Origin of the sequence: Rhizobium sp. 3T7 (assembly GCF_020166565.1) — a bacterium.
Classification (GTDB): domain Bacteria; phylum Pseudomonadota; class Alphaproteobacteria; order Rhizobiales; family Rhizobiaceae; genus Rhizobium.
In genome coordinates, this window is sequence record NZ_JAIQXS010000035.1 from 14,762 (window position 1) to 36,675 (window position 21,914).

The window sequence follows — 21,914 nt, forward strand, 5'->3', positions numbered from 1 at the left end:
AAAAGTCGTAACAGACAGACAACAAGTCCTTTCGGGCATGCGGCCGCCGGAACCTCCTATCCAGCCCTACATGCCGCGTCAAACGCTTGCCGGTGTCAGCTCAGGCAAAATCCCTGCACGCTATCGCTGGGCCAACGCCGGACGAAGTCCTGCTTCGCTGGTCCGGCGTGGCGCATCGCTAGGTTGTCAGGTTGCGGTAGATCGCCGGAAGGGCGCTCGGAAGCTTGGCGATGTCCGAAACCGGAGCGAACCCGGCTCGACCGAAGATGGCCGGAAGGTAGTCGCCCGCATTACGGTCGACGGCGACCGCAAAAAGCGCCTGACCGTGGCGACGGGCATCCATCACGGCGCGGCGGCAGTCTTCAAGGGCGAACCGGCCTTCGTAGTGGTCAACGTCATTCGGCTTTCCATCGGTCAGGATCAGCAGCAATCTCTTTCTCGCACCTTGATCCTCGAGCTGCTTCGAGGCGTGACGGATGGCCGCTCCCATGCGGGTGTAGTAGCCGGGTTTCAAATTGGCGATGCGCCTTGCGACGTTCGACGTTCGACGTTCGACGTTCGACGAAAACCTCTCACCGAAGCCCTTGACTGTGTCTATCCGTATCCAATCGCGACGACGCGACGTGAACGTGTCGATGGAGAACCTATCGCCGCAGGCGTCGAGACCACACGCCAATACGTCCAGCGCCTGAATTTCAACGTCGAGGACTCTGGCCGGCGACGAACTGACGAGGACGGCGTGGGCATGTGCGATAGCCGGCAGGAGCATGCCCGATGCGAAACATTACCAGAAGCGCTGCTGGTTGAAGGAGCGACGTCGCCCAGTTGAGAGCCTTTGAGCGCATGGGCGACTACTCGCATGCTAGGAGCGGGGTTGCTCGATCACGTCGAAATACGGCGCGGGGTTCTCGTGGTCCTCGGATGTCTTACCGGCAGCGGGAATCTCGATCCATCGTTCCGAAGTCCCGTCGGTGCATTCCTGGACAATCGGGACATAGATCCGCGTCCCAAGCGGGAGTTCTCTCGCAACCGTGCCGCGGAAGACGAATTCGTCGTACTCGTCGTCAGCCAGGCTACCGCCGCCCCACACGATCTCGCTCACGCCTTCCTTGACCGGCTTGCCGTATAGATCGTAGCTCTTTCGTAGGGTGCCTTGACCTTCTCGATAGCCCAACCCTGCTTGGGCATCGGCTTGGCGGACAAAAGACCTTCGGGAACCTCGACCCGCACCTTGATCGTTGGCTTGCCTTCGCAACCGTGTTCGATGCGGACGACCGCCTTGTAGCCCTTGCCGGAAATGCCCTGGCTTTGCTCCAGCGTTGCGTGGGCATGGGCTGCGCTGACGGCGAAAAACCCTGCTACGACAGCCAGTGAGACTTGCTTGATGGCGCAGACTTAAGCGCCACCCGCACCAGCTTGGTTACTGGGTCACCTGCGCGAGGTCGGCCTCCAGGCGCTTGCGAACCATGTTCGGCACCTTGGTGGCCTTGATCGCTTCGAGATTGGCAGGCGCGTCGCCGACCTGGATCAAGGCGACCATACCCATGCCAGCATGGGGCGTGCATTTGATGACATAGGCGCCGGGAACGTCAAACTTGGCCTGGTACTGTTCGCTGGGCTTGGACTTGAATTCGGGCGCGCCATCCGGGATGAGACCCTTGAAGGTCTCGACGTTGTGGCTTTTGTCGGTTGGAAGGAAAGTGATCGTATCGCCGGGAGCGATCTTTACGAAGCTGGGTTCGAATACCATTGCACCGGCGGTGCCCTTGTTGAGCATCTGAACCTGGTGGTCAGCAGCCATGAGCGGCGCTGCCGAAGCAATCAAGGCTGCCGTCGCAGCAATCAGACCGTACTTCAAACGCATTTGCATTTCTCCTGTTCTTCGAGGTCGTCTTGGCCTCGAGAACGCTTGTAAGATATGCGGTGCAGACGATCTTTGACGCTCGTCAAACTAAGAGAGAACCTGTCGATGACGGAAGGATTTCCTTTGCGCTCCGCCGCCACATCACACCTCTGCCAGCCGCAGGTGATGCCTGCAGCCGCGGAAGAGCGTTGTGAGCGGATGACCTCCATGAGGACGTTGACCTCGTTGGAGACGACAAGGCCCTCCCAGCTGTCCACCGTCACCTGGCGCGACGTGCCGGCGTGGTGATCTCGCCAAACCTGTGGCATGTCCAGCAGGGTATCGGGGAGTCTGCTACCGTTGCACCGTAAGGGCGAAGTCGCGGTCAGGACGGATTGCGCGCAATGTCAGGTTGTCAGCATCAACTGACATCGAGGAGTTCTCGTATTTTCGACGCCAGGTCTCGCGCCGTGTAGGGCTTGCGCAGCCACTGAGCACCAGGAACGCCGTCCTTTCCGGCCAAGCCGGGCTCTGAATATCCGGACGTGAAGAGGACTGCCATTTCAGGACGAAGTTCTCGCGCTTCGCGGGCGAGTTCGTCGCCGGTCATTCCGCCGGGCATCACGATGTCGGTAAACAGCAAAGCAATGTTGTCGTTGGCCTGCAGGACTTCCAAAGCGCGGCGCCCGTTTTCCGCTTCCAGAACCAAGTATCCCATGGAGGACAATCTTGCGACGGCCACACGCCGAACGCGCGGATCGTCTTCGACAACCAGGACAAGTTCGCTCCCTCGGGGAAGGGGACTTTCAACGAGCTCCAACGCCTGACTGCCCTCCTGCGACCCGGAACTGCTCATGGCGGGCAGATAGATGCGGATCGTGGTTCCTCGTCCAGACTCGCTGTAAAGTTGGAGGTGACCACCGGACTGTTTCACGAAGCCATAGACCATGCTGAGGCCGAGGCCAGTTCCGGCGCCGACTCCCTTCGTCGTGAAGAATGGTTCTATCGCGCGCTTTTTAACCTCGTCGGACATGCCGGTACCGGTGTCGGTCATCGAGATGAGGACGAAATTGCCGCTGCGTACCTCCGGATACATCTTGGCGTAGTCGGCATCGAGGTGCACGCGCGAAATTTCGGTCGTAAGACTTCCGCCCTTCGGCATGGCGTCTCGCGCATTCAACGCGATGTTCAAAATAGCGTTCTGAAGCTGCGAACTGTCCACGAGGACGTTCAGACCCGACCCGGAGATCACGGTCGACAACTTGATGTTTTCCCCGAGGGTTCTCCTTAGAAGATCCGAGAAGCCGGTCAGAAGCTGTCCAAGATCCGCAGGCTTCGGATTCAAAGGCTGACGCCGCCCAAAGGCCAGCAACTGTCCGGTTAATTTCGCGCCGTCAGCCGCGGCGTCCTGGGCTTCCCTCAAGATATCTCTAAGCTGGCCTGGCGGGAGCTTGTCCTCAATCATTTCCAGGTTGCCGCTGATGACGGTAAGGAGATTGTTGAAGTCGTGGGCGATTCCGCCGGTCAGCTGACCGACCGCCTCCATCTTTTGGGATTGACGGAGATCCTCTTCAATCTTGAAGCGGCTGGTGAGATCGCGCACGAAGCCGGTGAATATCCGCTCCCCGTTTGCCGTCGTTTCGCCGACGTGAAGCTCCATCGGAAATTGGGATCCATCGGCTCGCTGGCCCGTTACAACGCGGCCGTAGCCGATAATCCGCTTTTCGCCCGTCGTCAGATAATGGTCGATATAGCCATCGTGAGCGTCACGGTAAGGATTAGGCATCAAGTTGCTGACGTTCCGGCCACAGATCTCTTCGGCTGACATGCCGAAGAGCGTCTCGGCCGCCTTGCTGAAGGAAAGCACGTTGCCCCTATGGTCGATAACCACCATGGCATCCGGAACCGTGTCCAGGATCGAGCTCAAGTGAGCCTCGCGTGCATTTACCACATCCTTGGCCCGTCTGAGGGCACTGACGTCGCTATTGGTTTGAATGACGGCCAGATCGCCATCGGTCAGGTTCACCAGTACACAGCGGGTTGCCACATGAATGTCGTGTCCACTCTTGTGGCGATGAATAATTTCGCCTTGCCAGAAGCCGCGAGATTTTAACTGCGCATGGATATTTTCAACAGGCTCTGGAAACTGCGTTGCCAGAAGCTCGTACACGTTTTCGCCGACGGCTTCTTCTCGCGCCCACCCATACATGTTCTCGCAGCCGATCGACCAGTGTGTGATGGCGCCCTCGAGGCGATGAACGATGATGTCCGCACCATCGAGCACATGCACCAGAGCGTCCAGTTCCTGAGACGACGCAGTACGCGGCGATATAAGGCGATGCGGCATGGCTTACCTGCTGGTTCCCTGCATTAATGCAGACTGACGCTATGGCAGGTTTTGTCCGAGAAATCATCTCCATTCCCCGACAACTGTACCAGGCGGCTAAGATTCACTATTCTAAGGTCATGCCGTCCTTCCGGCACGACGATGTTGCGCGATGCAAGCTTGGTGATTGTCCTGGAAACGGTCTCGATCGTAAGGCCGAGGTAGTCCGCTATGTCCTGGCGGTTCATCGGGACGCGAAGCAGGCCGTGTTGCATCTTGGCGTCGCTCCGTGATGCGAGCTTGACGATAAAGCTGCACAGGCGCTCTTCCGCGTTAAGCTTCGACAGGAGGACCATCTGGTTGTTGGCCGCCGCGGTCTCCTCGCAGAGCAGGTTGATATAGATGGGGCGGAGAGCCTCGGATCGAGCGATTTCATCATGAAAGCTCTTGCGCGATACACGCCGGATCTTGCAGTCGCTGACGGCCTCAGCCGTGAAGAGAAAGTCGCTTTGGAGCGACGCCCCGATGAGATCGCCCGGGAAATGGAACGCGGTAATCACGCGACGACCTTCGCCGATGATGCGGTGAAGACGCACGACCCCTTCGACAACCTGGAAAAGATGCTTGGCGGTGTCGCCCTCCCAGCAGATCGCCTTTCCCGCCGCAATGGTTTCTGTCGCGGACGTCATGAAGAGGGCAGAGAGGGCCTGCGCCCCATTCATTCGGTCATGTGTCGCTTCCGCATGTTCAAAGGCAGTGTTGTTCGGCATCAGCATCGTCGCGTCCCCTCTCGGTTGATGAGGGCACTAGACCGTCGTCGAGTCACACAGGAATGATCGAATGGTTCCAAAGGGTGAGAATTTGTAACAGTTTGTAACAACACCATGTTTCGACCGAAAGTGCGGCGTCGTTGATTTAGATCAAGGAGCCAATCTCGAGCCCGTGACAGTCCTTCCCCAAAGTACGAGAGAGCCGGCCGCAAAGCGGTCGTCTGCGCACTGGGGACGACGTTATGAAGTACACAACAGAAACGATGGTGGTCGCAGTGGGGGCGTTCCTGGCATTGCTGGGTGCCGCCTTTGCCCACGACCATCTTTTTGCAGTTCATATGGGCATACTTTGCTTCTGCCTTCTCGTTGGCACCGTGCTGCTGATGAGAAACCTGGATTTCTCACCGGCGGGCAGGGTGCCAAAGGTCGAAGCCTCCGCCTATTTCGACGAGGTCATTCGATATGGCTTGATCGCGACGGTCTTTTGGGGCGTCGTCGGCTTTCTCGTCGGAGTGATCATCGCGCTGCAGCTGGCTTTCCCGGACTTGAACATAGCACCGTATCTGAATTTCGGACGGCTGCGCCCTGTTCACACGTCCGCGGTCATCTTCGCATTCGGCGGAAACGCTCTTATCATGACCTCGTTCTATGTCGTGCAACGCACCTGTCACGCGCGCCTGTTCGGCGGTAGTCTGGCTTGGTTCGTCTTCTGGGGCTACCAGCTCTTCATTGTCATGGCGGCGACCGGATATGTGCTGGGCATCACCCAAGCGCGCGAATACGCCGAGCCGGAATGGTATGTCGATATCTGGCTAACGGTCGTCTGGGTCGCGTACCTTGTCGTGTATCTAGGAACGATCCTGAAGCGCAAGGAACCGCATATCTACGTCGCGAACTGGTTCTACCTCGGCTTCATCGTGACCATCGCGATGCTCCACGTCGTAAACAATCTTGCGGTTCCCGCATCGTTCCTCGGAGTGAAGAGCTACTCCGCATTCTCGGGCGTGCAGGACGCGCTTACGCAGTGGTGGTACGGCCACAACGCCGTCGGCTTCTTCCTGACAGCAGGCTTCCTCGGGATGATGTATTACTTCGTTCCCAAGCAAGCCAACCGTCCCGTGTACTCCTACCGCCTGTCGATCATCCACTTCTGGGCGCTGATCTTCATGTACATCTGGGCCGGTCCGCACCATCTTCACTATACTGCGCTGCCGGACTGGGCTCAAACACTCGGCATGGTGTTTTCCGTCATGCTGTGGATGCCTTCTTGGGGCGGCATGATCAACGGCCTGATGACGCTCTCGGGAGCCTGGGACAAGATCCGAACCGACCCGATCATCCGCATGATGATCGTCGCCATCGCCTTCTATGGGATGTCGACCTTCGAAGGCCCGATGATGTCGGTGAAGACCGTCAACTCGCTCAGCCACTATACCGAATGGACGATCGGTCACGTGCATTCCGGCGCCCTCGGATGGGTGGGTATGATCACCTTCGGAGCGATCTACTACCTGACGCCCAAGCTCTGGGGACGCGACCGGCTCTATAGCCTGCGCATGGTAAACTGGCACTTCTGGCTCGCCACCCTCGGCATCGTCATCTACGCAGCCGTCCTTTGGGTCGCCGGCATTCAGCAGGGCCTGATGTGGCGCGAGTACAATTCGCAGGGCTTCCTCGTCTACTCCTTCGCCGAAACCGTCTCCGCGATGATCCCCTACTACGTGCTGCGAGCCGTTGGAGGGACGCTGTACCTGGCAGGCGGCATCGTGATGGCGTGGAACGTCTTCATGACGATCCGCGGACGCATTCGGAACGAAGCCGCTATCCCGACCGCTTACGTGCCCCAGGCACAACCTGCCGAGTGAGGTGAAAAATGGCATCGATATTAGACAAGCACCAGATCCTCGAAAAGAACGCCACGCTGCTCCTCGTCGGCTCGCTTCTCGTGGTCAGCATCGGCGGCATCGTCGAGATCGCGCCCTTGTTCTATCTGCAGAACACGATCGAGAAGGTTGAAGGAATGCGTCCTTACACGCCGCTGGAGTTGGCGGGGCGGAACATTTACATCCGGGAAGGCTGCTACCTCTGCCACAGCCAGATGATCAGGCCGTTCCGCGACGAAGTGGAGCGCTACGGCCATTACTCGCTTGCGGCCGAGTCGATGTACGACCACCCCTTCCAATGGGGTTCGAAGCGCACTGGTCCGGACCTTGCTCGCGTCGGCGGGCGCTACTCGAACGAATGGCATGTCCAGCATCTTTCCGATCCCAGGGCGGTTGTTCCCGAGTCGATCATGCCGAAATACGCCTTCCTCAAAGAGCAGGAGATAACCGTCAAGGACGTCGGAATGGATCTGAAGGCCAACGAAGACGTTGGCGTTCCCTACACCGCCGACATGCTTGCGAACGCCGAGGCCGATATGAAGGCACAGGCGGATCCGAACGCGGACACGACCGAACTCCTGGCTCGCTATCCGAAGGCGAAGGTCGGCGACTTCGATGGCGACCCCGCCAAGCTCACGGAAATGGACGCCCTCGTTTCCTATCTGCAGATGCTGGGAACGCTGGTCGACTTCTCGACCTACGACGACGCGACCGGCTACCGTTGAGGTGATCCGATGGAAACTTACACAGCAATGCGGCACTTCGCCGACAGTTGGGGCCTGCTGGCAATGGCCGCGTTTTTCGTAGGCGCGGTCCTCTTCACGCTTCGTCCCGGCAGCAAGCAGACGGCTAAAGAGGCCGCCGATATTCCCTTGAAGGATGATTGAGATGTCGGAAAAGCACATCGATGAAATCAGCGGCGTCGAAACCACCGGACACGAATGGGATGGCATCCGCGAGTTGAACAACCCGATGCCAAGATGGTGGGTGTGGACGTTCTATGCAACGATTCTGTGGGCCGTCGGGTATGCCGTCGCGTATCCTGCCATCCCGATGATCACCTCCACAACGAAGGGGCTTCTCGGCTTCTCGAGCCGTGCCGAGCTTCAGCAGGACCTCGACCTGGCCAGGGCAGGCCAGATGAAATTCCATGACATGATCGCCACCAAGACCGTGCAGGAAATCGATGCGGACCCAGCGCTACGCGAGTTCGCTATCGCGGGCGGGGCATCGGCCTTTAAGGTCAACTGCGCACCCTGCCATGGTTCTGGAGCAAGTGGGGGGCCCGGCTTCCCCAATTTGAACGACGACGACTGGCTGTGGGGCGGCGACCTCGACTCGATTCAAAAGACGATTGCTCACGGAATTCGCTTCGATGCAGACGCCGAAACTCACGTTTCCGAGATGCCGGCATTCAAGGAGATCCTGGACGCAACGCAGACAGAACAAGTCGCAGCTTACGTGTGGGGGCTGACCAACACTCCATCCAAGCCGGAGCTCGCGGAACCCGGAAAGCAGGTGTTTGTGGACAACTGCGCCGCCTGTCACGGGCAGGACGCCAAAGGCAAGGTGGATATGGGCGCTCCCGATCTCGCCGACGCGATCTGGCTCAAGGGAAGTGGTGAAGATGCAATTGTTCGTCAGATCAATTCGCCAAAGCACGGAATGATGCCCGCCTGGTCTGTAAGGTTGGGCGATACCACGGTGAAAGAGCTCACAGTGTTCGTCCACTCGCTGGGCGGCGGGACGTAAGGAGATCACAATGACAAACCACGACCACAACCCACTCCTCGGCCTCTACGGCACGCCGCGCGCCGTCATCCATACGCGTGTATCGGCACGCGCGAAGACGGCGCCGCCGGTCAGCGAACAGGACGACCCCGAAAAGATCGGCAGTTCGATTGTGAACTTGACCTGCCTCAAGGATCACAAGGCCACAAGCCGCTAAAGTGGCGCTTGTCCAATCGAGGATGTGAGCGCGCATCCTCTCCCAGCATAGACTTGGGGCCGCATCTCTTCGGATGCGGCCATTTTTTTGGAGATCGTCCCGGTCGTCGGTCCTCGCCTTCGTGAAAGGCGGGCAAGCTACGGAAGAATATCGCGCACGGCGCAACCCCAGTCCGGCGTACTGGCTGCGGCGCAGCCTGCGCTGGGCCACCTCTCCTCGCAGTTTGACCCATCTCAAAGACGGCGGCCACGCCAACCTCTAAGACTCCTGCCGTCTAGTGGAAGTTATCGCGGATATTCTTTCCCGCGGATCTTCCGGGCCACGCCACCTCTCTCCAAGGCGTGGCCCTCTTTTTTTGTGGTCGCGCTGCGTCGTTGATGGGGCTCAAAGGACAGAAGCCCAAACGCCGGTATGCGCTGCTTGTCCAACTCCTTCGAGGCCGCGCCTGCTGTCCAGAGCGCGGCTTTTTTTCGCGGATCGCCCGTTCTTGATCTGCGTCAAGGAAGGGTGGTCGCGAAGCTGCAAGAACGGGCAGGTAAAATTCGGACAAGCCCCATGAACCTATATACAGCGCCAGATCCCGAGAACGTCGAACGGTTGAACGCCGAGCCCGTCAACGCCCGCCGAAACCGTGAGCCTCTCTACGCCGCCAGAAAAAAGGTGTTTCCCAAAAGGGCTGAAGGTCGATTTCGTCGGTTCAAATGGATCGTGATGCTGGTCACGCTTGGCATCTACTATCTTGCGCCGTGGATTCGCTGGGATCGTGGCCCCTATGCCCCCGATCAGGCCATTCTCGTTGACCTGTCATCACGTCGTTTCTTCTTCTTTTTCATCGAGATCTGGCCACAGGAATTCTACTACGTAGCCGGCCTGCTTGTGATGGCCGGTTTTGGCCTCTTCTTGGTAACTTCCGCAGTCGGACGCGCCTGGTGCGGGTACGCTTGTCCCCAGACGGTTTGGGTTGATTTGTTTTTGGTCGTTGAGCGCGCGATCGAAGGCGACCGCAACGCTAGAATGAAGCTCGACGCCGGGCCATGGAGCTTCGACAAGATACGAAAGCGTGTCGTGAAGCACACGATCTGGATCGTCATTGGCGTTGCCACGGGCGGAGCCTGGATCTTCTATTTCGCGGATGCGCCCAGTCTCGCTTCTTCATTGTTCACCGGACAGGCCCCCGCCGTGGCTTACGCGACCGTCACTATCCTCACGGCAACGACCTACGTGCTTGGCGGCCTGATGCGCGAGCAGGTCTGCACCTACATGTGCCCCTGGCCTCGCATCCAGGGCGCCATGCTCGACGAGAACTCGTTGGTCGTAACCTACAACGACTGGCGCGGTGAAACCCGCTCGCGTCACGCCAAGAAGACCCAGGCGAAAGGAATAGCCGTCGGAGACTGCGTGGATTGCAACGCCTGCGTAGCCGTCTGTCCCATGGGGATCGACATTCGAGACGGCCAGCAGATGGAGTGCATCACCTGCGCCCTTTGCATCGACGCGTGCGACGGAGTCATGGACAAACTTGGCAAGCCCCGCGGACTGATCGCATATGCCACCCTTAGCGAGTATGCGAGCAACATGGCACTTGCGACCGACAACGGACGCACACAGGTCCAGCCCGCCAAGGTGCGCAATGCCGACGGCACGTTCGTGGAGGCGATCCGGCACTTCAACTGGCGCATCATCTTTCGTCTAAGAGTGGTGTTCTACGCGGTCGTCTGGTCGTTGATCGGTATTGCCATGCTCGTGCATCTGGCATTGCGGGACCGGCTCGAACTCAACGTCGTCCACGACCGCAACCCACAATATGTTCTGGAGAGCGACGGCTCGATCCGAAATGGCTACACGCTCCGTATCCTGAACATGGTGCCGCAGCCCAGGCGAATACAGGTCAGCCTTTCCGGTCTCGAAGGGGCGACGATGCGCATCCCCGAATTCGGAAGAGAGGATGCCCGCAGCTTCACTGTGGACGCTCAACCCGACGTCGCTACTTCGCTGAAGGTATTCGTCACCCGCAAGCAGACCGGCGCCGCAGTCAACGAGTTCCTTTTCATCATCGAGGACGCCGACCGTTCCGATCGGGCGACCTACCGTGCCGCGTTCAACGCCCCAGGAGACGTCAAATGACCACTCGCGCTCAAGGATTCACTGGCCGACACATGCTTTTCGTCACGTCCGCCTTCTTCGCGGTCGTCATTGGCGTCAACGTTACGATGGCCTGGTTCGCATCGTCGAGCTGGAGCGGTCTGGTGGTGGAGAACACTTACGTCGCCAGTCAGGAATTCAATCGCAAGGCCGAGGCCATGAAGGCGATGGCGGCATCGGGCATCGTCGGTAAACTCTCCCTGAAGGACGACGTGATCCACTATGACATCCGTAACAAGGATCGGTCTCCTGCAGCGGTCGACGAGGTCACCGCGAACTTCAAGCGCCCCGTCGGCGACCACGAGGACTTCCAGGTGCCGTTCAGCAAGGTCGGCGAAGGACGGTTCGAAGCCCGCCATCGTCTCGCGTCGGGCGACTGGATAGTTGAAGTGATCTCCCGCAAAGGCGACGCCATCGTCATGCACGAAGCCGCTCGCATCGACACCGCGGGGTTCGGCCAATGACATGCTGCGACATGAATACCGAGAGCGTACTTGCAATGAGCGCGACAGCGTTCAGCGCCGAGGAGATCGCGCTTGCAAGCTACCCGCTGGGGGACGGCCTTCGCCAGCTCGACCTAAGCGTCCCCGACGTCCATTGCGGTGGGTGTATTTCGACCATCGAGAGGGCGCTGTCCGCACTTCCCTATGTTGCAAAGGCAAGGGTAAATCTCACGTCGCGGCGAGTGACGTGCATATACCGCGAGGAGTTTGAAAAGCGCACCACAGATCCAACGGGAATTATCTCTGCAATCAACGCAGCCGGATATCGGGCGCACCTTTTCACTCCCATCGCCTCGGAAAACGACGCAACAAGGAATCAACTCCTGCTTGCCGTGGGAGTATCCGGCTTTGCAGCCACGAACATCATGCTGTTATCGGTTTCGGTGTGGTCGGGAGCCGACGCCGCGACGCGTGATATGTTCCATTGGATCTCCGCGTTGATCGCGGCCCCCGCCCTGGTCTACGCCGGGCGCTTTTTTTTCCGGTCGGCATGGAATGCGCTCAAGCACGGCCGGACCAACATGGACGTGCCTATTTCCTTGGCGGTCACGCTCTCGTACGCGGTTTCCCTATGGGAGACCATGCACCACGGCGAGCACGCGTGGTTCGACGCATCGGTTTCGCTGCTGTTCTTTCTTCTTATAGGAAGAACCCTCGATCACGTGATGCGCGAGAAGGCTCGCGCGGCAATCAACGGCCTGGCAAGACTGGCTCCGCGCGGAGCGTTGCTGCTGATGCGCGACGGATCACGGCGTTACGTCGCAATTGAGGATATAGCCGTTGGTGATGAAATCGCGATCGCGGCCGGGGAGCGCATTCCGGTTGACGGAATGATCGTCAGCGGAGAAAGCGACATTGATCTTTCGATCGTTACCGGCGAAAGCAGTCCCGTAGCCGTCGCCGGCAGGAGCCAGGTTAGCTCAGGAGCTATGAACCTGACCGGCTCGCTCGTCGTGCGTGCGACAAAACTTGCGAAGAACTCCCTTCTCGCAGAAATCATCAATCTGATGGAAGCGGCCGAAGGCGGCCGCGCTCGCTACCGTCGCATCGCCGACCGGGCCGCATCCCTTTACTCGCCGGCAGTCCACCTTCTAGCGCTTGTCTCGTTTCTCGCGTGGGGCTTTTTGGGAGGCGACTGGACGCATGCGATGTTGGTGGCGGTGGCCGTTCTCATCATCACCTGCCCGTGCGCGCTCGGTCTCGCAGTCCCCGTTGTACAGGTCGTTGCTGCGGGCGAACTCTTCCGAAGAGGGATCATGGTGAAGGATGGCTCTGCGCTGGAACGACTGGCAGAGGTCGACACGGTTGCCTTCGACAAGACGGGCACGCTGACCATTGGCGTGCCACGGCTGGTAACGACCACAGCCTCGGACGAAACGTTGATAGCGAAAGCCAAGGGCTTGGCAGTGCATTCGCGCCATCCACTGTCGCAAGCCTTAGCGCGCAGCGGGGGGCCGGCTCCCATATCGTTCGATCGCGTGAGCGAGATTCCTGGAGGCGGGCTTCAGGCTTCTCGCGGAGACGAGACCTATAGACTGGGCAACGCGGCGTTTGCAGACGCCATCTCGGCATCCTCAAGCGATGATAGCCCCTTCTCCGAGGTCGTGCTGTCGAGAAATGGCGAAGTTCGGGCCCGCTTCTTCTTCGAGGACATGCTTCGACCGGGCGCCAGAGAAGCCGTGGATGAGCTCAAGGTGCGCGGATATGAAACGGTGATCATCTCGGGCGACCGCCAGAGCGTGGTCGACAATACGGCTCTCGTGCTGGGTCTTGACAAGGCCCTGGGCGCTCTTGCGCCACAGCAGAAGGTTGAGGAATGCCAACGATTCAGCGCCGATGGCCATCGAGTTTTGATGGTTGGCGACGGCATCAACGACGCCCCGGCGCTTGCTGCGGCCCACGTTTCGATGGCTCCCGCCACGGCGTCCGACATCGGTCGCCAGGCCGCCGATCTGGTATTCTTCAACGAGCGGCTGGAGGTCGTGCCCCAGGCTATCGCGGTCGCGAAACAAGCTGCGAGGCTCATCCGTCAGAACTTCGCGCTCGCGATTGGCTACAACGTGTTGGCGGTTCCGATCGCGATCGCAGGATATGCAACTCCGCTGATCGCTGCAGTGGCAATGTCCACCTCCTCGATCATCGTCGTCACGAACGCTCTACGGCTGAACACACGCGGCATGCGCCAGCGTCGAGAACAAACGATGACCGCGACCAGAGAGGTCAACGCAGCATGAACATGTTGATCTACCTGATCCCGATCGCGCTGTTTATGGGCGGTATGGGGCTCCTTGCCTTCCTTTGGTCGCTTAAAAGCGGCCAGTACGAGGACCTTCAGGGCGCCGCCTGGCGTGTGCTCTCAGACGATGAAAACGAACCGACACCGTGACGGTTGCCCAGGCACGAAAGGAAGGACGATGCTTGCAAGAAATCCCGTGCTTCTGCGATCCGAGCTGCTCGCAGGGTTGGATCGAGAAACTGTGGAGACGCTATCGGTCCTGGCCAAAGCACAAACATTCTCTGCTCACGAACGAATCATCGAAGAGGGGCAGAAAGCTGGTTTCATTTTCTGTGTCGTCAGCGGGCTCGTGCGCCTTACAAAGAAGGAATCGGCTGGCCGCGAAGCTGATGTCTGCATTTGCGAACCCGGTGACATCTTCGGGGAATACCTCGTTGCCGGCGGGACCACCTACGCACATGGTGCCTGGGCGGCGGAGTTTACGGAAATTGTGATGTTCGATCTCAAGCAGTTGCGGTCACTCGCGCAGCAGCATTGCGGTATTCAACGAAACATTATGCACATAATGGCGAGACATTTTCTGGGCGCACTCGACTGCATTGCGGGAGATCGGCTTCATACGGCAGCCCAGAGGGTAGCCAACTACCTCGTCGCCCGATGCCCACCTTCCGTTTCTCGTGTCACATTGCGTCTACCCTATCAAAAACGAATACTTGCGGGAAAGCTGGGTCTGGCCCCCGAAGCCCTCTCGCGTGCGTTTGCCGCCCTGGCACCGTCAGGCGTCGCCGTCAAAGGCAAGAACATCTCCATCGAGAGCGTGAGCCTATTGAAACAGGCCTGCTAGAGACCGAATGCCAGCCGCCACTGAGTTTTATCCGCGACATCGGATTTACAATCCTGCCTGTGGCGTTGGCTAAAATCCTGCGTTATTTCTCCGTTGCAAGTTCGCAGCGGGACGATTGAGCGAAATGGAATCAGATCGCATTCTAGTAGTCGATGATGACGCCCGGATCAGGCAGATGCTGATCCGTTACTTCGAGGACAACGGCTACCGGGTGCATGCCGTGAGCAACGGCTCTGCCATGCGCGCGGAACTGGCGAAGGCACCATACGCCGCCGTGTTCCTCGATCTCGTGCTTCCGAATGGAGAGAACGGCCTGGAGCTCTTGAGGGAGCTTCGCAATACGTCCGACGTGCCAGTGCTTATGCTGACGGGCCAAGACGACGTCACGGACAAGGTTGTCGGACTGGAGGTGGGCGCCGACGACTACATAGCCAAGCCGTTTCATCTGCGCGAACTTCTTGCACGCTTACGGACCGTCTTGCGTAGACGCGCATCGACGACGCTGCCCTCGCGCGCTTTCGCCCATGAAGAGGAAAGCCTCGTCTTCGACGGGTGGCGACTGGACCTCGCTCGCAGACGGCTCACCGCCCCGAGCGGCGGCGACGTGCCTCTCACCACCGGGGAGTTCGACATGCTTCTGGTGTTCGTCCGCAATGCCGGCCGCGTATTGTCGCGAGAGACGCTCATGGACCAGACAAGAAACCGAAACCTGGAAGCCTTCGACAGGGCGATCGACGCCCAGATCGTACGACTGCGGAAGAAGATCGAGGTCGACCCGAAGGCGCCTGCACTCATCCAGTCGGTCCGTGGGGTTGGATATGTGTTCACGGGTCAACTAAGTCGTCCCTAATTGATCCGCATCAATGTTCGGGTGATGAACTCCGCTAGTCTTCGGGCGCACACAGGCGTCTAAAGACAATGGCTATTTGGATTCTCTTCGCGGTCATTACGACCGCCACAACAGCAGTACTTCTTCATCCGCTGGCGTCCGGCGGTCGCTCCCGGCGTCCAAGCCAATCGCAAATGGCATCCACTGTTTATCGCAACCAGCTTCTCGAACTCGAGCACGAAATGGAAGCCGGGCAGATTGCGCCAGGCGAATATGAACTCGCCCGCGCCGAAACCGCTCGCCGTCTTTTCAGAGCCAAGGACAAGGCGCCAGAGCAGTCAATGCATCCGCGAAGTCATCTATGGCTCAGGTTCTGTGTCGTATCGTTGCTTCCGCTTTTGAGCATCGGCATGTACGTCGCCATTGGTTCGCCAGAGCTACCCTCGCAGCCGCTGCAGGCTCGCTTGAGGAATCCCGGCCAGGATATTGCGATCCTCATTCAAAAGACTGAGCAACACCTCGCTCAGGACCCCGCCGACGGTCGCGGCTGGGATGTCATCGCCCCGGTTCTACTGAAGATGGGCCGAGCGGGCGATGCAGAGAACGCCTACCGCAACGCCGTTCGGATTCTGGGTCCAGGCGTTCCACGTCTGGACGGTCTCGCAGAGACATTAATGGCGCAATCGGGAGGCACGGTGACCGGGCAAGCGCAAGCCGTACTGGACCAGATACTCGAACTTGAGCCCCAAAATCCGCGGGCGCGGTTCTACCTTGCGCTGTCGCTGGAGCAGGCGGGAGACAAAGTCGGCGCACGACAGGCGTTCGAAGCGCTTGCTGCGACATCGCCAGTGACAGCTCCTTGGATGCCGCTTTTAAGGGAACACATCACCGCAAACGGCGGCCCGCATATCGATGGACCCGGGAAGATCGACACGGCAGCGGCCGGGTTGATGCGGCCTGACCAAGAACCCGAGATGATCCGCAGAATGGTCGACAGTTTGGACGCGAAGCTGACCGCCGACCCAAACAATCTCGACGGTTGGTTGAAGCTGATCAGATCCTACGCGGTGCTCAAAGACGACGGACAGGCGCTGGCGGCGCTCAGACGAGGACTGACGACGTTTCCTGCCGACAGCGACAAGGGCGGCCGGCTCGTATCGCTTGGGCGAGAGCTTGGCATTTCTATGGAAGGAACGACGAGATGACACGCAAGCAAAAACGCCTTGCGGTCGTTGGTGGCGGCATGAGTTTCATAGTTGCCGCGGTGTTGCTCGTCATGTTCGCCTTCAGCCAATCAGTCGCCTACTTCTACATGCCGTCCGACCTCGCGAAAAATGATCTTCAGCCCGCAACGCGCATCCGCCTTGGCGGCCTCGTTGGCGAAGGCAGCATCGTGCGTGGCGCCGGTTCGACGGTGGAGTTTGCCGTCACCGACCCGGCCGGCGGCGTCATCAAGGTTCGATATGCGGGATCCCTGCCCGATCTCTTTCGGGAAGGTCAGGGCGTCGTGACGGAGGGCCGCTTTGAAACCGGAAGCGATGTCTTCAACGCGGATACGGTCCTTGCCAAGCACGACGAGAAGTACATGCCGAAGGATGTGGCCGACGGGCTGAAAGAGCAGGGACTTTGGCAGCATGCGGGAGCCGCGCAATGATCATCGAGATCGGTCACTACGCACTCGTGCTTGCACTGGCAACGGCCATCGTTGTCTCCGTCGTCCCTGCGATCGGTGCGCGCCGCCTTGACTATCAGACGATGGAGGTGGCTCCGCTCGGGTCCGTGATATTCTTCTTGTTGGTGGCTTTCTCTTTTGGCGTCCTGACCTATGCCCACGTTGTTTCGGACTTCTCGGTCGAGAACGTGTGGGAGAACTCGCACTCCCTCGTGCCGTTGATCTTCAAATACTCGGGTGTCTGGGGCAATCACGAGGGATCGATGATGCTCTGGCTACTGATCCTGTCGTTGTTCAGCGCGTTCGTTGCCGTCTTTGGCCGCAATCTTCCGCAGACGTTGAAGGCGAATGTACTTTCCGTACAGGCATGGATCTCGGTCGCATTCATTCTTTTCATTCTGCTTACGTCGAATCCATTCGCGCGTCTTGATCCTGCGCCAGGCGAGGGCAAGGATCTCAATCCGGTCCTGCAGGACGTCGGCCTCGCGATACATCCACCGCTTCTCTACCTGGGCTACGTCGGTTTCTCCATCTGCTTCTCCTTCGCCATCGCCGCGCTTGTCGAGGGGCGCATCGACGCCGCCTGGGCGCGCTGGGTCCGGCCGTGGACGCTTGCCGCCTGGACCTTCCTGACGCTCGGCATCGCCATGGGTTCTTACTGGGCGTACTACGAGCTCGGGTGGGGCGGCTGGTGGTTCTGGGATCCGGTCGAGAATTCGTCCTTCATGCCGTGGCTTGCCGGCACCGCGCTCCTTCATTCCGCACTGGTGATGGAGAAACGCGAGGCGCTGAAGATATGGACGGTGCTTCTTGCGATCCTCACCTTCTCCCTGTCGCTAATGGGAACCTTCCTTGTGCGGTCCGGAGTGCTGACCTCGGTCCACGCGTTTGCAAGCGATCCTTCCCGTGGCATCTTCATCCTTTGTATCCTGCTGGTTTTTATCGGTGGCTCGCTGTCGCTGTTCGCCTACCGTGCACCCACGCTTAGCGCCGGGGGATTGTTTGCACCGATATCACGTGAGGGTTCGCTGGTACTGAACAATCTTATCCTCACCATCGCCTGCGGAACGGTGCTGACGGGAACCCTGTATCCTCTGCTGCTGGAGACGATCACAGGCGACAAGATTTCCGTCGGCGCACCGTTCTTCAACCTGACGTTCGGATCGCTGATGATCCCGCTGTTAATTATCGTCCCGTTTGGACCCCTTCTTGCGTGGAAGCGCGGGGATCTCCTGGGGGCAATGCAACGCTTGTACCTTGTCACCGCCATTTCGTTCGTCGCCGCCCTGGCCGTCTTCTATGCGCACCACGGCGGGCCGGTACTCTCGATCTTCGGACTCGCGGCGGGCCTCTATCTGGTGCTGGGGGCGCTCGCCGAGCTTTGGCACCGCGCGGGCGTAGGCAAGGTCCCCAGCCGGGTGGCATGGCGCCGGCTCTGCGGGCTGCCTCGTTCAGCATTCGGCACTGCTCTCGCCCACGCCGGGCTCGGGCTGACCGTTCTCGGCATCGTTGCCGTCACGACGTTCGAAACCGAGCGCGTGGCACAGATGAAACCCGGCGAAACTATCGATGCCGGGGGATACTCGATTAGGTTCGATGGGATGAGCCCCGAAAGGGGGCCGAACTACAAAGAAGATCGCGGGCACTTCATCATAAGCCGTGGTGGCGTCAGAGTTGGCGAGACATGGTCGGCAAAACGCGTCTCCGATGCGCGACAGATGCCCACGACCGAAGCGGGCATCCTGACGTTCGGGTTCAGCCAGCTCTACCTCTCTCTCGGCGATCCGACCAACGACGGTGGCATTGTCGTACGGGTCTGGTGGAAACCGCTCATCACGCTCATCTGGGGTGGCGCCCTGGTCATGGCCGTCGGAGGCTTCGTTTCTCTTAGTGACCGCCGGCTCCGCATCGGAGCGCCAAGTCGCAAAGCAAAGCCCTCGAGGAGCCTCACGGCAATTGCGGAGCTTGCGGAATGATGCGACGTGTCGTCCTCGCGCTGCTGCTCCTTCTCTCAAGCCTGCCCGCCTTCGCCGTGAACCCGGACGAGATGCTCGCGGATCCCGGCCAGGAGGCGCGGGCTGGGGCGATCTCTTCCGAGCTGCGCTGCATGGTCTGCCAGAACCAGTCGATCGATGAATCCAACGCGGAGCTCGCCAAAGACCTGCGGCTTCTCGTTCGCGAACGACTACTTGGTGTCGCGATACGGTGAATTCGTCCTGCTAAAGCCGCGCGTCAACGCGCGAACGATCCTCCTATGGGCAGCGCCCTTGTTGCTTGCCGGGGTCGCTTCCGCAGTCCTTGTAGCCGTTGCAAGCGGGACGAGGCGTCGGACCGTAGCCGCGCTCAGCGATCAGGAGAGCGCCGAGCTTCAGCACTTGCTCGCATCGAAGTTTGACGGAAATCAAAGCAAGGCCGATGCCTAGCCATTACCTTGATCGATGCATAACCACGACAGTGAGGGCAGGACCATGCAGGCGAAGGACATAATGACCACGAACGTGGTCTCAATCAGCCCAGCAGTAGGTGTGCGCCACGCCGTCGCGGTCATGATCCAAAACAATATCAGCGGGCTTCCCGTCGTCGATGACGAGAGCCGAGTTTGCGGCATGTTGACCGAAGGCGACCTGCTTCTGCGCAGAGAAATACGACTTGCTCCGCGCTCCGTTCGGTCGGCCGAACCCATCTCGGAAATCGACTTGGAACGCTATATCTGCAGCCATGGATGGTGCGTCGCAGACGTCATGGCTCAGGACGTCATCGTTGCGCGGCCGGATAGCGAAGTGTCGGATATCGCCGAAAGCCTGCAGGCGCATCGGATCAAGCGGCTGCCAATCGTCGAGGACGGCAGACTGGTAGGAATAGTAAGCCGCCGGGACATCCTGCGCGTAATCGTCGAAGCGCCGTCCATCACGCTGCCAAGAGAGGACGAATCCATTCGTCTCGCCATTCGAACCCGGCTGCGCGCCGACCTTGGCCTGACGCCTCAAAAGATTCAGGTGTCGGTCGCCAACGGACAGGTGACCGTGGATGGCCAGGTTGAATCGGATCTTAAGCGCAAGGCCATAAAGGTTCTGGTCGAGAGCCTCGGAATCGGTGGATACCGCGACCGGCTCCGCGTCACGCCCTCCACCAGCGAATGACATGGACTGAATGGGGGACAACCAGCCTCCGGTACACCGCTTCTTTGCGCGACGCCAAAGATTAGTCGTCTGGTCGCTAGTCAGCGGAGAGGGCGTCGTCGATGGCAGGGTTGATCTCGCGTGAGAGGCTGTCGTTTTCCAGCGGTCCGACATGCTTATGAGTTATCCGCCCCGAGCGATCGATCACAAAAGTCTCTGGTACCCCGTACACACCCCAGTCCATCGCGCTTCGTCCTGCGTCATCAACGCCAATGGCAGCGAAAGGATTTCCATTTTCCTGAAGGAAGGCCAACGCCTTCTCCGGTGCGTCCTTGTAGTTGACGGCCACCAGCTGGACACGCGGGTCCTTGGCGAGCTGCATGAGTGCCGGATGTTCCTGCCGACAGGGGACGCACCACGATGCGAAGATGTTCAGGACGACGACCTTATTTTCGAAGACGCTTTCGTCGAGCGCCGGCGTTGGCAGGCCCGCGAGCGGCGGAAGGTTCACTGCCGGATGCTTCTGTCCGATAAGTGCCGAGGGAATTGTCGTCGGCGAATATCCCTCAACGGATTCGCGATAGAGAGTATTCGCGACAGCGCCAGCGATTCCCAAAAACACCATCAGCGGGAGACCGGCCAGAACATAGTTACGCATGCTGGCGCGCGTCGCGCGGCTGATGGCGGCGAACAGTTGCAAGTCCTCTGACTTGTCGACGGTAGCTTCGGCCGGCAAGCCAGACCTTCACGGCCGTTGCCAACATCACGGTAAACGTCAAGGCGTATGCCGCTACCACATAGTGCTGGTGATCCATTTCAATTCTCCTTGTGAACTACGAATCTTGCTGCGAGCCTGTGCTGCGCGATGATCTTTCTTCTCCAGATCTCGTTTCTGATCGACGCCAGGTAGAGCGTAAAGAAGAGGGCGACGAACGCGAGGCCCATGACCATCAATGGTCGCAGGAATTCGATATCGAGCGCCGGTCCATCGAACCGAAGGACGCTTGCAGGCTGGTGGAGCGTGTTCCACCAATCGACGGAAAACTTGATGATCGGGATGTTCACGAACCCGACGATGATGAGAACCGCGGTGACGCGCGCGGCTCGTGTCGGCTCATCGATCGCCCGGTTGATGGCGACGATACCGAGATACATGATGAACAGGACAAACATAGAAGTCAGGCGTGCGTCCCAGACCCACCATGTGCCCCACATCGATTGCCCCAGATCGCTCCCGTCACCAGCGATACAAACGTGAATGTGGCGCCCAGCGGCGCTGCGGCCCTGGCAGCAACATCCGCCAGCGGATGTCGCCATACTATGGACCCGATCGCATTGGCGGTCATCACCGTGTAGCAGAGCATGGCGATCCAGGCCGTTGGGACATGGACGTACATGATCCGTACCGTCGAGCCCTGCTGGTAGTCGACGTCGGAGCTAAAGCTCAGATACAGGCCTCCCACAAGACAGAGCGCGGTAAGAGCCAGCAGGAAGGGAAGCACGCGCTCGGCGAGCTCTAGAAACCTGGTGGGCTGGGCCAAACCAGCAACGGCGCTCTTCAATCGGGTGTATGGGCTCATGCGTGCAGACCTTAGTGCTAGACTCGCGCCCGTTAATTGATCCCGATCAATGAAGAGACGAAAGCGATCAACTGCTGGCACTTTACTCTTCGCCGAGGGTAAGCCTGTCCGCCGACCCGACACCCGAACTTCCGATCGTTTTTAACAAGCGAAACGCCAGTTGCTTGACAAAGATCAAATACGACCGCGTTAGCCTCCTGTACCGATCGCTCCGCAGAA

20 protein-coding genes and 4 pseudogenes are annotated in these 21,914 nt (G+C 59.3%); 16 read left to right on the forward strand and 8 right to left on the reverse strand.

The annotated features are described in order from the left end of the window. Positions 1-178: 178 nt before the first annotated feature. The 5 genes and pseudogenes from K9B32_RS27815 to K9B32_RS27835 form a co-directional block, all read right to left on the reverse strand. Positions 179-712, reverse strand: a pseudogene (locus K9B32_RS27815) (nitric oxide reductase activation protein NorD); the annotation flags it as partial. Between the two features lie 150 nt (positions 713-862). Then, positions 863-1,386, reverse strand: a pseudogene (locus K9B32_RS27820) (YcnI family protein). Positions 1,387-1,420: 34 nt separating this feature from the next. Further along, positions 1,421-1,864: a pseudoazurin gene (locus tag K9B32_RS27825; protein ID WP_224568358.1), complete on the reverse strand. Its 444-nt coding sequence runs from the start codon at positions 1,862-1,864 to the stop codon at positions 1,421-1,423. A 400-nt stretch (positions 1,865-2,264) separates the two neighbouring features. Further along, the gene (locus K9B32_RS27830) at positions 2,265-4,190 is read right to left on the reverse strand and encodes a PAS domain-containing sensor histidine kinase (protein WP_224568360.1); all 1,926 of its coding nucleotides are present in this window, start codon (positions 4,188-4,190) and stop codon (positions 2,265-2,267) included. Between the two features lie 23 nt (positions 4,191-4,213). Then, positions 4,214-4,945, reverse strand: a complete 732-nt coding sequence (locus K9B32_RS27835; RefSeq protein WP_224568362.1) for a Crp/Fnr family transcriptional regulator — start codon at positions 4,943-4,945, stop codon at positions 4,214-4,216. 236 nt (positions 4,946-5,181) lie between these two features. Here K9B32_RS27835 and ccoN point away from each other — a divergent pair, with 236 nt between their 5' ends. From ccoN to K9B32_RS27915, 16 genes and pseudogenes are all read left to right on the forward strand, one after another. Beyond that, entirely contained in the window at positions 5,182-6,804 is a 1,623-nt protein-coding gene (ccoN, locus tag K9B32_RS27840) for a cytochrome-c oxidase, cbb3-type subunit I (protein WP_224568364.1), read from the forward strand. Positions 6,805-6,812: 8 nt separating this feature from the next. After that, entirely contained in the window at positions 6,813-7,547 is a 735-nt protein-coding gene (gene ccoO / locus K9B32_RS27845) for a cytochrome-c oxidase, cbb3-type subunit II (protein WP_007795249.1), read from the forward strand. 9 nt (positions 7,548-7,556) lie between these two features. Next, positions 7,557-7,709: a CcoQ/FixQ family Cbb3-type cytochrome c oxidase assembly chaperone gene (locus K9B32_RS27850; RefSeq protein ID WP_007795252.1), complete on the forward strand. Its 153-nt coding sequence runs from the start codon at positions 7,557-7,559 to the stop codon at positions 7,707-7,709. Between the two features lies 1 nt (position 7,710). Further along, positions 7,711-8,574: a cytochrome-c oxidase, cbb3-type subunit III gene (gene ccoP / locus K9B32_RS27855; protein WP_224568366.1), complete on the forward strand. Its 864-nt coding sequence runs from the start codon at positions 7,711-7,713 to the stop codon at positions 8,572-8,574. A 10-nt stretch (positions 8,575-8,584) separates the two neighbouring features. Beyond that, entirely contained in the window at positions 8,585-8,770 is a 186-nt protein-coding gene (locus tag K9B32_RS27860) for a hypothetical protein (protein ID WP_224568367.1), read from the forward strand. 555 nt (positions 8,771-9,325) lie between these two features. Continuing rightward, positions 9,326-10,894 carry a cytochrome c oxidase accessory protein CcoG gene (gene ccoG, locus K9B32_RS27865; RefSeq protein ID WP_224568369.1) on the forward strand — a complete coding sequence of 523 codons (1,569 nt, stop codon included), beginning with the start codon at positions 9,326-9,328 and terminating at the stop codon, positions 10,892-10,894. Then, positions 10,891-11,376 (forward strand): FixH family protein, encoded by a 486-nt coding sequence (locus K9B32_RS27870; protein ID WP_224568371.1) that lies wholly within the window; start codon positions 10,891-10,893, stop codon positions 11,374-11,376. Before ccoG ends, K9B32_RS27870 begins: the two co-directional genes overlap by 4 nt. Beyond that, a complete protein-coding gene (locus tag K9B32_RS27875) occupies positions 11,373-13,649 on the forward strand; it encodes a cation-translocating P-type ATPase (protein WP_224568373.1) in 2,277 nt (758 codons plus the stop codon). Before K9B32_RS27870 ends, K9B32_RS27875 begins: the two co-directional genes overlap by 4 nt. Further along, positions 13,646-13,801, forward strand: a complete 156-nt coding sequence (gene ccoS / locus K9B32_RS27880; RefSeq protein WP_224568375.1) for a cbb3-type cytochrome oxidase assembly protein CcoS — start codon at positions 13,646-13,648, stop codon at positions 13,799-13,801. Before K9B32_RS27875 ends, ccoS begins: the two co-directional genes overlap by 4 nt. Before the next feature lie 28 nt (positions 13,802-13,829). Further along, positions 13,830-14,495, forward strand: coding sequence for a Crp/Fnr family transcriptional regulator (locus K9B32_RS27885; protein WP_224568377.1), 666 nt, complete (start codon positions 13,830-13,832; stop codon positions 14,493-14,495). Between the two features lie 124 nt (positions 14,496-14,619). Then, positions 14,620-15,345 (forward strand): response regulator, encoded by a 726-nt coding sequence (locus K9B32_RS27890; protein WP_224568379.1) that lies wholly within the window; start codon positions 14,620-14,622, stop codon positions 15,343-15,345. A gap of 68 nt (positions 15,346-15,413) precedes the next feature. Next, entirely contained in the window at positions 15,414-16,529 is a 1,116-nt protein-coding gene (gene ccmI / locus K9B32_RS27895) for a c-type cytochrome biogenesis protein CcmI (protein ID WP_224568381.1), read from the forward strand. After that, positions 16,526-16,978, forward strand: coding sequence for a cytochrome c maturation protein CcmE (ccmE, locus tag K9B32_RS27900; RefSeq protein ID WP_224568383.1), 453 nt, complete (start codon positions 16,526-16,528; stop codon positions 16,976-16,978). Before ccmI ends, ccmE begins: the two co-directional genes overlap by 4 nt. After that, complete coding sequence (locus tag K9B32_RS27905) at positions 16,975-18,972, forward strand: heme lyase CcmF/NrfE family subunit (RefSeq protein WP_224568384.1); 1,998 nt, start codon at positions 16,975-16,977, stop codon at positions 18,970-18,972. The genes ccmE and K9B32_RS27905 overlap by 4 nt, the downstream gene beginning before the upstream one ends. Continuing rightward, positions 18,969-19,419: pseudogene (locus K9B32_RS27910) on the forward strand (cytochrome c-type biogenesis protein). Before K9B32_RS27905 ends, K9B32_RS27910 begins: the two are co-directional and overlap by 4 nt. A 45-nt stretch (positions 19,420-19,464) precedes the next feature. Then, entirely contained in the window at positions 19,465-20,136 is a 672-nt protein-coding gene (locus tag K9B32_RS27915; RefSeq protein ID WP_224568386.1) for a CBS domain-containing protein, read from the forward strand. 76 nt (positions 20,137-20,212) lie between these two features. Here the strand turns inward: K9B32_RS27915 and K9B32_RS27920 are convergent, their stop codons facing one another. The 3 genes and pseudogenes from K9B32_RS27920 to K9B32_RS27930 form a co-directional block, all read right to left on the reverse strand. Continuing rightward, on the reverse strand, positions 20,213-20,773 hold the full coding sequence (locus K9B32_RS27920; RefSeq protein ID WP_224568388.1) for a DsbE family thiol:disulfide interchange protein: 561 nt from the start codon (positions 20,771-20,773) through the stop codon (positions 20,213-20,215). Further along, on the reverse strand, positions 20,766-20,930 hold the full coding sequence (gene ccmD, locus K9B32_RS27925) for a heme exporter protein CcmD (protein ID WP_224568390.1): 165 nt from the start codon (positions 20,928-20,930) through the stop codon (positions 20,766-20,768). The genes K9B32_RS27920 and ccmD overlap by 8 nt, the downstream gene beginning before the upstream one ends. 1 nt (position 20,931) lies before the next feature. Further along, positions 20,932-21,695, reverse strand: a pseudogene (locus K9B32_RS27930) (heme ABC transporter permease). Between the last annotated feature and the right edge of the window lie 219 nt (positions 21,696-21,914).